The 3,106-nt window shown below is 53.8% G+C and carries 3 protein-coding genes and 1 pseudogene; 2 read left to right on the forward strand and 2 right to left on the reverse strand.

Going from position 1 to position 3,106, the window contains the following annotated elements; genetic code table 11:
- A pseudogene (locus H7A81_RS26545) lies at window positions 1-253 on the reverse strand (ABC transporter substrate-binding protein); the annotation flags it as partial.
- Window positions 254-464: 211 nt separating this feature from the next.
- Between H7A81_RS26545 and H7A81_RS26550 the strand changes: the two are divergent.
- Window positions 465-1,613, forward strand: a complete 1,149-nt coding sequence (locus tag H7A81_RS26550; protein WP_182059262.1) for an acyl-CoA dehydrogenase family protein — start codon at window positions 465-467, stop codon at window positions 1,611-1,613.
- Window positions 1,614-1,802: 189 nt separating this feature from the next.
- Window positions 1,803-2,747, forward strand: coding sequence for a nickel/cobalt transporter (locus H7A81_RS26555; protein WP_182059263.1), 945 nt, complete (start codon window positions 1,803-1,805; stop codon window positions 2,745-2,747).
- Between the two features lie 123 nt (window positions 2,748-2,870).
- On the opposite strand, the gene H7A81_RS26560 is transcribed toward H7A81_RS26555, so the two are convergent.
- The coding region (locus tag H7A81_RS26560; RefSeq protein WP_182059264.1) for a TonB-dependent receptor domain-containing protein at window positions 2,871-3,106 on the reverse strand (236 nt) is incomplete at its 5' end.

Consider the following 3,106-nt stretch of genomic DNA (forward strand, 5'->3'; position numbering starts at 1 on the left):
CTTTGAAGAAATTATGTTGATCGGCCACCACAACCGGTGCCAGGCAAATAGCGTTGAGATTTACCGCGAGGCGAATGTGCGTGGGTTTCGCCAGTGCCCACTTACCCGCACCACCCGGCAACAGGTCGCCGGACATCGGCATATTGTGCATCTGATCTTCGGCGAAACTGCGCCCTGGTAAAGTAGACGCCATCATTGCTGCGGCGGAATACCCAAGAAAGCGACGACGCGAAAGTAAATAATTTGCTGGCATGATTTTACTCCCAAAAATATATACAGGTGAAAGAGCGAGCGTTGTAATAATTCATTTCAGGAGCAGGCAGATTAATCGTTAATTAACAGCGCAACCAGCCGTGTAATTATGCCGATTACGCATGTGTTAAGTGGTTTTATTGCTTTTACAGCCTAGCCATATCAGGAAACAATCGACCTTATGTTATTCAGAGATAAATAAGGTTTTCTCAATGGTAAATAACACACCTTTTCTCGCTGAAATATTGCCAGCCCTCACCAAACGATTGGCTGAACATGCTGAAGAAGTTGATCGCAGCGGTGAATTTCCGCGCGCGGCTTTTGCTCATCTGCAACAACTGGGATTGTTGCATTTCGCTTTGCCCGTCTCCGCAGGCGGCGGTGGTGGCGATTTACGCGATTGTCAGGCGATCATTCAGGCAGTAGCGCGCGGCGAACCCTCCGCAGCACTGATTCTGATCATGCAGTATCTCAACACGCGGCGGCTGAGTGAGGAATCTAATTGGCCTGTTGATGTACGCGCTACAGTGGCGAGCAGCGTGGTAACCGAGGGCGCGTTAATCAATGCGCTGCGCGTCGAGCCTGAACTGGGTACGCCAGCGCGTGGCGGTTTGCCCGCAACCCGAGCGCGACGAACCGCCGAGGGCTGGCGCATCAGTGGCGAGAAGATTTACTCCACCGGCAGCTATGGGCTGAGCTGGTTTCTCGTTTGGGCCAGCAGTGATGATGTGGATCCGCTGGTCGGCGGTTATCTGGTGCCCGCCAATACGCCAGGCATCCAAATCGTCGATGAATGGGATCATCTGGGAATGCGCGGCACCTGTAGCCATCGCGTGGTGTTAAATGAAGTGTTGATTCCGCTCAATCACGCAGTCAGCGTTGCGCCCTGGAGCACGCCGAAAGCCGGGCTAAATGAAGAAGAGACTGTGTGGTTAGCCGTCCTACTCGGCTCGCTTTATGACGCCATTGCCCAAAGCGCACGCGACTGGTTTATCGGCTTTTTACAACAGCGCGCTCCTGCCAACCTCGGTGCACCGCTGGCATCCTTGCCACGTTTTCAGGAGCTAATCGGACGTATTGATACGCTGCTGCTCACCAATCACATGCTGCTTAACAGTGCCGCACGCGGTCAGGTTGCCAGCAGCCATACGGCTCAGATCAAACAAGTGGTGACAGAAAATGCCATCCGTGCCGTTGAACTGATGGTGGAAAGCATTGGTAATCATGCGTTAACGCGTCACCATCCGTTACAACGTCACTATCGTAATGTGCTTTGCGGTCGCATTCACACTCCGCAGAGTGACGCCATTTTCACTTCCGTGGGCAAAACCGCCCTGGCTGCTGCGAGGAATACTTCATAACGTTACGTTTGCGGAGGTGACATGGGCACTGATGCTTTTGAGCCAGGTTGCAGCTTCCAGCATCGCCAACCTGTGTTTTCACGTTTAATGGCTATTGGCAGCGCTCAGATTGCTTCCGCCTTACACCCTATAAAATCGCACTAAAATCCTGCATGCTGTCGGTTTTCAGGGCCGCGATATCTGATAGCTATGACTGCCACTAAAACCGGATTTACCCTTGCAGCGCTGGCAATTTTTGCCGCGCTCACCGTGCTGTTTTCCCACTGGACGGCTTTTCTCGCCTGGTCACTGCAAACGCAGATCCAACTCCATCGCCTGCTAGTGACGCATCTGCTGCAAATTAACAGTGGGCAATACAGCGCAGGGTTGTGGTTGATCGGCGTGACCTTTATTTATGGCATTTTGCACGCGGTTGGCCCCGGCCATGGCAAATTTATCGTCACCACCTGGCTCACCACTCATCAACCGCCGCGTGGTGTGGCGCTCAGCGTGCCGTTTCTTGGCAGCCTGGTGCAGGGTCTCAGCGCCATCGCCTTTGTGTTTATCCTGGCTGTTGGCTTTAACCTGACGACCGGCGATCTCAGCACCAGTCGCTGGTATCTGGAAAAAGCCAGTTCAGTGTTTATTGCCGCTCTGGGCGTGATGATGATGGTGCAAGCCTGGCGAGGCCGCAATCAGCATTTGCACCAGCACCAACATGAGCATGAGCATGAGCATGAGCATGAGCAGCATCATAACGGCTGCGGCCACCATCACGGCATAACTGTAGAATCCGTGGATAACTGGAAAGCGTGGATCGGCATTATTATTGCCACCGGCGTACGCCCTTGCAGCGGCGCACTTACAGTGCTGCTGTTTGCCAGCGTGATTGGTATTACCCGTTGGGGCATGTTTGCGGTGATGACCATGGCACTCGGCACCGGTATGGCACTGGTCGCGCTGGCCCTGTTTGTACGCCATTTTCGCCATCGCGCGGGGGAGTTATGGTTGGCTGAGTCATCGCCACGTACGCAGCAAATACTGGGAATGGTACGTATTGCCGGAGGCGCTTTGCTGATCTTATTTGCGCTGGTGCTGTTTTTAACCGTGGTGCCGATCAGTGCGAACGGGGATTATATTGCGGCGGGATGCTGATAATTTATCAATCCTGATGTGAACAACGCCGGGCCGGCATCCTTGCCGCCCCTGCCATTCACTCACGAACGCCCGAGTGAATCCTGGCAGATCACGCATTGCTGCGCGCCCGGTTGGTTGAAATCAGAAACGATAAGACGCAGTGACCGAGAAGTTACGCGGCGTACCATAAACGATCCCGCCGTTACCGACGTTTTTGTCATACTCTTTGTCGAACAGGTTGTTCAGGTTGGCCTGCAGGGTGACGTTTTTGGTCACATCGTAGCGCGCGAACAGATCCACCAGCGCATAGCTGCCCTGACGTGCACGCCATGTGCCCACACCTTCCGGTCCGGTAATATCTTTGTAGGTCTTCGACT

It is taken from the genome of Pantoea sp. ME81 (assembly GCF_903970985.1).
GTDB classification, from domain to species: domain Bacteria; phylum Pseudomonadota; class Gammaproteobacteria; order Enterobacterales; family Enterobacteriaceae; genus Pantoea; species Pantoea communis.